Below are 7,083 nucleotides of genomic sequence, written 5' to 3' on the forward strand. Positions count from 1 at the left end.
TCCGGCTGTTCTCAGCCGAGGAGCTCGCGGCCGATCTCTTCGACAGAGCGGCAGCCGACGAGGCCGAGGGAGAGGTCTAGCTCGGCGATCATGTGCTCCAGGACTGCCTGGACGCCGGCGGCACCGGCGAGAGCGAGGCCGTAGACGTAGGGGCGGCCGAGTAGGACCGCGTCGGCACCCAGGGCGAGCGCCTTGAGGATGTCGGCGCCGGAGCGGATGCCGGAGTCGAAGAGGACCGGGATGCGGCCGTCGACCTCGTCGACGATGCTCGGCAGGGCATCGATGGAGGCGATGGCGCCGTCGACCTGGCGGCCGCCGTGGTTGGAGACGATGATCCCGTCGACACCGTGCTCGAGCGCGCGCCGGGCGTCCTCGGGCGCCTGGAGGCCCTTCAGCACGATCGGCAGGTCGGTCATCTCCCGCAGCCGGTCGAGGTCGTCCCAGATCAGGTCGGAGCGGGAGAAGACGTCGAGGAAGGTCTCGACCGCGGCGCGGGCGTGACCGGAGCGAAGGTTGTCGACGAGCTTGCCGGGGTGGTGCTGGGCCATCGAGGCGACCGCGGTGAGCGCCGAGGGGATCTCCCGGAGTCCGGGTCGTACGCTCGTCCCGCTGCCGCCGGAGAGACGCTGCTCGACGAGGGCGCGGAAGGCCGGATCGGAGGTGTACTGCGCGATCCCCAGCCCTCGCGCGAAGGGCAGATAGCCCAGATCGAGATCACGCGTACGCCACCCGAGCATGTGCGTGTCCAGAGTGACGACCAGCGCGTCGGAGCCGATGGCCTCGGCGCGGCGTACGAAGGACTCGACGATCGTCTCGTCCTTCGACCAGTAGAGCTGGTAGAGCCGTGGGGTGTCGCCCAAGTCCTTTGCGACCTCCTCCATCGGGACGGAGGCCTGGGTGGAGATCACCATCGGGATGCCCGTCGCGCGGGCCGCCGCGGCGACCTCGTGCTCGGCGCGGGGATGGGCGAGCTCGAGCACGCCGACCGGGCCGAGCATCAGCGGCGCCGGCATGTCCACACCGAACAGCGTGGTGCGCAGGTCGCGGCTCTCGACGTTGGTGAGCATGCGCGGCACCAGCCGGAAGTGGTCGAAGGCGGCGGTGTTGGCGGCGACGGTGCGCTGCTGTCCGGCTCCGCCGTCGACGTACGCCCAGGCCTCCTTGCTCATCGCCCGCTGGGCAGCCTCGGCGAGCGCCGAGGGCTCGGTCGGCACCACGGGACGGTGGCCGAACAGGCCCTTGCGGAAGATGGCCGACTGGAGGTCTCTGCCGATACTCACGCGCGTAGGCTACTGCGTTCGACCGGCCGCCGACCCCCACCTTCGGCAGGGAGTTCTGCGGGCAGCGCGGCGCCGGAGATCGCGATGATCAGCCGATGACATCTCTCCGTCATCTGAGCGGGCGTGACCCCGGGATGGTCGAGCCACCAGGTGATCAGCGCATCGACCGCACTCATCCAGACCGCGGTCAGCGCGGATGCGTCGAGGGGATCGTCGTCGCCCACGAGCCTCATCAGCTCGCCGACGCCCTCGACGGCTAGACGGGTGATCCGGTCGGTGTAGACGGCGCGGGCGGCGGCCACCTCGCCGTCGTCGGGCGCTGACGGGTCGAAGAGCAGCCGCCACAGCCACGGCTGCGGCTCGAGCGTACGGAAGAGACCGTCGAGCGTGTGCAGGCCCCGCTCGACGCCGACCGAGTCGTCGGCGGCGACCCGCTCCATCTCGGCGGCGAGCGTCTCGGCGCCGTAGTTGAAGCTGGCCAGGAAGAGGCCCTCCTTGGAGCCGAAGTACTGATAGACGAGCGGTTTCGAGATGCCGGCATCGGCCGCGATCCCGGCGACCGACGCCTTGGCGAACCCCATGGTGCCGAAGACCTCGCAGGCGGCCCGCAGGATCTGCAGCTCGCGGTCGGCGCGTGGGACGCCCTTGGTTCCAGCGTTGGCCCGTGACATGTCCAAGAGTCTAGCGGCGGCATATGACCTTGAGGTAACTTACTCGAAGGTCATATCCCCGGGAGGTCCCCCATGAACGACATGCTCGACCCGTTGAAGAACCCCTTGACGTACGCCATCCCGTTCTTCGTGATCTCGATCCTGATCGAGCTGGCGGCGCTGAAATGGCTCGACCACGACGACAACCTGGCCGGTTACGTCTTCAAGGACGCGCGCACCTCGATCCTGATGGGCCTCGGCTCGATCGTGTCGATGACCGTGTTCAAGGTGCTGACCTTCGCGGTCTACGCGGCGATCTTCGCCTACGCGTCGCTGTGGCAGATCCCGGAGACGTGGTGGGGTCTGGCGATCTCGGTCGTGGTCGTCGACCTCGCGTACTACTGGAACCACCGCTTCGTGCACCGGACCAGAGTCGGCTGGGCGGCCCACCAGGCGCACCACTCCAGCGAGTACATGACGTTCGCGACCGCGCTTCGGCAGAAGTGGAACCCGTGGTTCGAGTTCTTCTTCTTCCTGCCCCTGCCGTTCCTCGGCATCTCACCGGCGGCGATCTACATCGCCTTCTCGATCAACCTGATCTACCAGTTCTTCGTGCACACCGAGACGATCGGCAAGCTCTGGCGGCCGCTGGAGCTCGTGCTCAACACGCCCTCGCACCACCGCGTCCACCACGGCTCCGACCCGGAGTACCTGGACAAGAACTACGCCGGCATCCTGATCGTCTGGGACCGCCTCTTCGGCACCTTCCAGCCCGAGCGGCAGCGTCCGACGTACGGCCTGACCTACAAGGTCGACACCTACAACCTGCTCCGGCTGGAGTACGGCGCCTTCCGTGAGCTCTGGACCGACGTACGCAGCGCCGACGGCTGGCGGCTCAAGCTGAGCTACGTCTTCCGGCCGCCGGGGTGGGCGCCGTCGGAGGCTACGCGGCCTTCCGTCGCCCGAGAATCATCACGATGATCAGGCCGAGGAGGCCGACGACGACGAGTACGACGCCGGGGGCAGCGACCTCGACGAGCTTCTGGCCCTCGGGAGAAGCGGGCTCGCTGAAGCTCACCTGCTGAGGCTCGGGGGCGATCACGTCGGGGAACTCCTTGGCGATCTCGGCCTGGAGCTTGTCGGTGTACTCCTCCACGCGCGGCACGCTGCCGGCGGCGAGGATCGTGTCGCCCTTCTTCTGCACGAAGAAGTAGTAGTCCTCGTTGGCGGTCAGCGACTTCTTCTGGCACACACCGGGGTTGAGCGCGACGTCGAGGCTGCTGCCGCCGGTGACGCCCTTGAGCGCCTTGACGACGGTGACCGGGTAGACCACGGGACCGCCCTTCTTGGTGGCCTTGCCGGGTCCGGTCACCCGCGCGTGGAAGACCAGCGGCTCCTTGACCGCGTCGCTGAGCTCGAAGGCCGGGCACTTCGCGGGAGCCGTGACGGGGGCTGCCGAGGCGGGTGCGGGGCTCGTCATGACCACCGCTGTCACCGCAAAGGCGAGGGCAGCGAGAGATCGCGCGAGTCGGGCGTGCCGTCGCGAGCGGCGTCCCAGTGCGTGCCCGACAAGGCGGAGGAGGGAGGCGGCCCGGTGTTGGCCGTCGACCGACGACAACGCCGCCGGGTGCGTGCTGGGGCGACGCGTAGTAGGCGTCGCCCGGCTCGCGCGATCTCTGGACTGGGGGACGCGGCGCATGGCGAAGATCAAACCAGTCACAGGCCGAAGACTCCAGCCAGGACCCGCGCGACACCGTCATCTTCGTGCCCGGGCGCCAGGTGCGAGGCACACGCGACGACGCTCGGATGGGCGTCTGCCATGGCGTACGAGGTCCCGGCCCAGGTCAGCATCGGCAGGTCGTTGGGCATGTCGCCGAAGGCGATCACGTCCGAGGCGGAGATGCCGAGCTCGGTGCAGACCAGCTCCAGCGTGGAGGCCTTGGTGACCCCGGGAGCGCTGATCTCGAGCAGCGGGAACGACGAGTGGGTGACGTTGACGCGATCACCGACGACGGCCGCCGCGGCCGCGAGCAGCTCGTCGGCGTCGTCGTGGTCGTCACGGCGGGCGAGCAGCTTGATCAGCGGCTCGTCGGCGAGCTCCTCGATCGACGCGACGCGCCTGGCGGGCCGGAGGGCGTCGGAGACGTGGGCCGCGAACGCGGGCTCGCACGACCACCCCTCGAGCGACTCCGTCGCGAAGACCAGTCCCGGCACGTTCGCCTTCAGCGCCGCCGCCACCTCGGCGGTCAGGGCAGGCTCGATCAGCCGGGTGAGCCGGGGCTGGTCGGTGGCGACGTCCCAGACCAGGGCTCCGTTGGAGACGATCGCCAGCCCGACGCTGCCGATGTGCTCGAAGAGCTCACGGGTCCAGCGCAGCGGCCGCCCGGTCACGAAGATGACCGGCACGCCGATCTCCTCGAGCTTGACGAGCACGCCACGAGTGAAGTCCGAGACCGAACCGTCCGCTCGGACCAGGGTGCCGTCGAGGTCGGTGGCGACGAGCTTCGGCGTCCTCATTCTTCCATTCTGCCACCGGGCACCGGCCTGGCCATCACCAGATGCCCGTCCTCGTCGGCGCCACGCAGCTCGGTGAACCCGCACTTCGCGAGCACGCGCAGGCTGGCGGCGTTGGTGGGCTCGACAGAAGCCCGGATGCGTACGCCCTCTTCGTCCGCGCACGCCAGCAGACCCTTGAGCGCCTCGGTCGCGAAACCCCACCCGCGCGCCTCTTCGACCAGGCCGTAGCCGATCTCGGTCTCCGGGGTGCCGTCAGGGGCGGCGTCGGGTGGCCCGAAGAAGCCGATCGAGCCGAGTACGGTCCCGTTGCGCATGATGTAGCGGGAGCTCCACCGGTCGCCCTCGACCCACATCGTCGCCGCATCGCGGTCGTCCTCGCGCGGGAACTGCGGGTGCCAGCTCTGCGGCCGCCCGGTCCCGTCGTTGGGATCGCGGATGGCCTCGACGTCGGCGCGGGTCCACAACGGGAGCGTCAGCCGGTCCGTCGTGACGGTGTTGGGAAGAGTCACGAGCGCTGAGACTTTCAGAACCAGCGGGAGAGTTCCAGCGCCGCGCCGTCGTCGGCGACGTGGGCCGTCACCGCGTCGGCGACGGCCTGGACGACGTCGGGGGCGTTGCCCATGGCCACCCCGCGACCGGCCCACTCGAGCATCTCGACGTCGTTGCGGCCGTCACCGATGGCGAGTACGTCGGCCGGCTCGAGGTCGAGCTGGTCGCAGACGTAGGAGAGGCCCGACGCCTTGGAGACGCCGACCGGGGTGAGGTCGAGCCAGGCGGTGTAGCCGACCACGTAGTCGATGCCGTGCAGGCCGAGCTCGCGGCCGAGGGCGAGGAAGTCCTCCGGCGTCGCGTCGGGGTCGCGGATGATCACCCGGGAGACCGGCTCGGCGACCATCTCCTCGACCGGGGCGATCAGGTGCGCGCCGTCGAGCTCGCCCTCGGGGAACGGCCGGTTGAAACGGTAGCCCAGGCCACGGTTCTCGACCGCGACCAGCACGTTCGGCCGTCGTCCCACGATCTTCTCCACCGCCGCGCGGGCGTCGAAGGTCTCCTCGTGCACCACGTCGACCGGTGGGTAGCGAAGCACCACCGCCCCGTTCGAGGCGACGATCCACAACCGCTCCGCGCCCTCCTCCGGGATCCCGAGCAGGTCGGCGATCCCGGTCATCGAGTGGGCCGAGCGACCGGAGGAGAGCACCACGTAGGCGCCGGAGTCGTAGGCCCGGCGGACCGCGTCACGCACCTTGTCCGAGAGCGCCTCGGAGGTCGTGCCGGTTCCCTCGATCCAGCGCAGCAGGGTGCCGTCGATGTCGAGCGCGACGAGCTTCGGCTGCCAGGCGGCCTCACCGGGCCGGGCGGTGGTGCTCTCGGTCGTGCTCACTTCTGGATCGGCTCCAGGACCTCGCGGCCGAGCCATTTCTGCAGCGCCTTCGGCACCCGCACCGAGCCGTCGGCCTGCTGGTGGGTCTCCAGCACGGCGACGATGGCGCGGGTGATCGCGGTCAGCGTGCCGTTGAGGGTTGCGACCGGGGTGGTGCCATTCTCCGTACGCGCCCGGATGTCGAGGCGACGTGCCTGGAAGGTGGTGCAGTTGGACGCCGAGGTGAGCTCGCGGTACTTCCCCTGGGTGGGGATCCACGCCTCGCAGTCGAACTTCCGCAGGGCGCTCGGACCGAGGTCGCCCGCGGCCACGTCGATGACCTGATAGGCGAGCTCGAGCTTGTCCAGGAACGCCTTCTCCCACTCGAGGAGACGCTGGTGCTCGGCGTACGACTCCTCGAGGGTGGTGTAGACGAACATCTCCACCTTCTCGAACTGGTGGACCCGGATGATGCCCTTGGTGTCCTTGCCGGCCGAGCCGGCCTCCTTGCGGAAGCACGACGAGAAGGCGGCGTAGCGCCGCGGAAGGGTGTCGGGGTCGAGGATCTCGTCGGAGTGGTACGCCGCCATCGGCACCTCCGAGGTGCCGACCAGGTAGAGGTCGTCGTCCTCGATCTTGTAGACGCCGTCGTCGACCTGGTCGAGGAAGCCGGTGCCCTCCATCGCCTCCGGGCGCACCAGCGCAGGCGCGATGACCTGGGTGAAGCCGGCCTCACGGGCCTGCTCCATCGCCAGGTTGATCAGCGCGAACTCGAGCTCCGCGCCGACTCCGGTCAGGAAGTAGAAGCGGCTGCCCGAGACCTTGGCGCCTCGCTCGAGGTCGATCGCGCCGAGCAGCTTGCCGAGCTCGACGTGGTCGCGCGGCTCGAAGCCCTCGGCCTCGAAGTCGCGCGGCTTGCCGACCTTCTCGATCAGGACGAAGTCGTCCTCACCGCCGGCCGGGGCGTCGTCGGCGAGGTTGGGGATGGCCTTGAGAGCCTTCTTCCACTCCTCCTCGGCAACGCCCTGCGCCGCCTCGGCCGCCTTGACGGCGGCCGCGAGGTCCTTCACCTCGGCGAGCAGCTGCTGCTTCTCCTCGCCCTTGGCCTGCGCGACCTTCTTGCCCATCTGCTTCTGCTCGGCCCGTTTGGCCTCGAAGTCGGCGATCGCCGCGCGCCGGGGGGGGTGGGGGGGCAGCGCCCGCGGGACCCCCGAGGTGGACGCGCCACGGCGCGGCTGCGAGGGGCGGAAGCGGGCGGGGGGTTAGCGGGGGAGGG

Annotated in this window: 7 protein-coding genes and 1 pseudogene; 1 reads left to right on the forward strand and 7 read right to left on the reverse strand. The window is 69.6% G+C overall.

Annotated features, from left to right (window positions below; genetic code table 11):
- Positions 1 to 11 precede the first annotated feature (11 nt).
- Positions 12 to 1,280 carry an alpha-hydroxy-acid oxidizing protein gene (locus ABZU72_RS26765; protein WP_355021813.1) on the reverse strand — a complete coding sequence of 423 codons (1,269 nt, stop codon included), beginning with the start codon at positions 1,278 to 1,280 and terminating at the stop codon, positions 12 to 14.
- The gene (locus tag ABZU72_RS26770; RefSeq protein WP_355021814.1) at positions 1,277 to 1,951 is read right to left on the reverse strand and encodes a TetR/AcrR family transcriptional regulator; all 675 of its coding nucleotides are present in this window, start codon (positions 1,949 to 1,951) and stop codon (positions 1,277 to 1,279) included. The genes ABZU72_RS26765 and ABZU72_RS26770 overlap by 4 nt, the downstream gene beginning before the upstream one ends.
- 72 nt (positions 1,952 to 2,023) lie before the next feature.
- Between ABZU72_RS26770 and ABZU72_RS26775 the strand changes: the two genes are divergently transcribed.
- Positions 2,024 to 2,911, forward strand: a complete 888-nt coding sequence (locus ABZU72_RS26775) for a sterol desaturase family protein (protein ID WP_355021815.1) — start codon at positions 2,024 to 2,026, stop codon at positions 2,909 to 2,911.
- On the opposite strand, the gene ABZU72_RS26780 is transcribed toward ABZU72_RS26775, so the two are convergent.
- From ABZU72_RS26780 to serS, 5 genes and pseudogenes are all read right to left on the reverse strand, one after another.
- Positions 2,874 to 3,410 (reverse strand): hypothetical protein, encoded by a 537-nt coding sequence (locus ABZU72_RS26780; protein WP_355021816.1) that lies wholly within the window; start codon positions 3,408 to 3,410, stop codon positions 2,874 to 2,876. The genes ABZU72_RS26775 and ABZU72_RS26780 overlap by 38 nt on opposite strands.
- A gap of 236 nt (positions 3,411 to 3,646) precedes the next feature.
- A complete protein-coding gene (locus ABZU72_RS26785) occupies positions 3,647 to 4,447 on the reverse strand; it encodes an HAD family hydrolase (protein ID WP_355021817.1) in 801 nt (266 codons plus the stop codon).
- The gene (locus ABZU72_RS26790) at positions 4,444 to 4,956 is read right to left on the reverse strand and encodes a GNAT family N-acetyltransferase (RefSeq protein WP_355021818.1); all 513 of its coding nucleotides are present in this window, start codon (positions 4,954 to 4,956) and stop codon (positions 4,444 to 4,446) included. Before ABZU72_RS26790 ends, ABZU72_RS26785 begins: the two co-directional genes overlap by 4 nt.
- A 14-nt stretch (positions 4,957 to 4,970) precedes the next feature.
- The gene (locus ABZU72_RS26795) at positions 4,971 to 5,828 is read right to left on the reverse strand and encodes an HAD family hydrolase (RefSeq protein WP_355021819.1); all 858 of its coding nucleotides are present in this window, start codon (positions 5,826 to 5,828) and stop codon (positions 4,971 to 4,973) included.
- Positions 5,825 to 7,066, reverse strand: a pseudogene (gene serS / locus ABZU72_RS26800) (serine--tRNA ligase); the annotation flags it as partial. The pseudogene serS and the gene ABZU72_RS26795, both read right to left, overlap by 4 nt.
- Between the last annotated feature and the right edge of the window lie 17 nt (positions 7,067 to 7,083).

This window comes from Nocardioides sp. NPDC004968 (assembly GCF_040608935.1).
Classification (GTDB): Bacteria; Actinomycetota; Actinomycetes; order Propionibacteriales; family Nocardioidaceae; genus Nocardioides.

What these genes read in the sequence shown, in the direction of transcription:
- ABZU72_RS26770 (WP_355021814.1), bottom strand. Translation starts at nt 1,951, where the DNA reads ATGTCACGGGCCAACGCTGGAACCAAGGGCGTCCCACGCGCCGACCGC.
- ABZU72_RS26775 (WP_355021815.1), top strand. Translation starts at nt 2,024, where the DNA reads ATGAACGACATGCTCGACCCGTTGAAGAACCCCTTGACGTACGCCATC.
- ABZU72_RS26780 (WP_355021816.1), bottom strand. Translation starts at nt 3,410, where the DNA reads ATGACGAGCCCCGCACCCGCCTCGGCAGCCCCCGTCACGGCTCCCGCG.
- ABZU72_RS26785 (WP_355021817.1), bottom strand. Translation starts at nt 4,447, where the DNA reads ATGAGGACGCCGAAGCTCGTCGCCACCGACCTCGACGGCACCCTGGTC.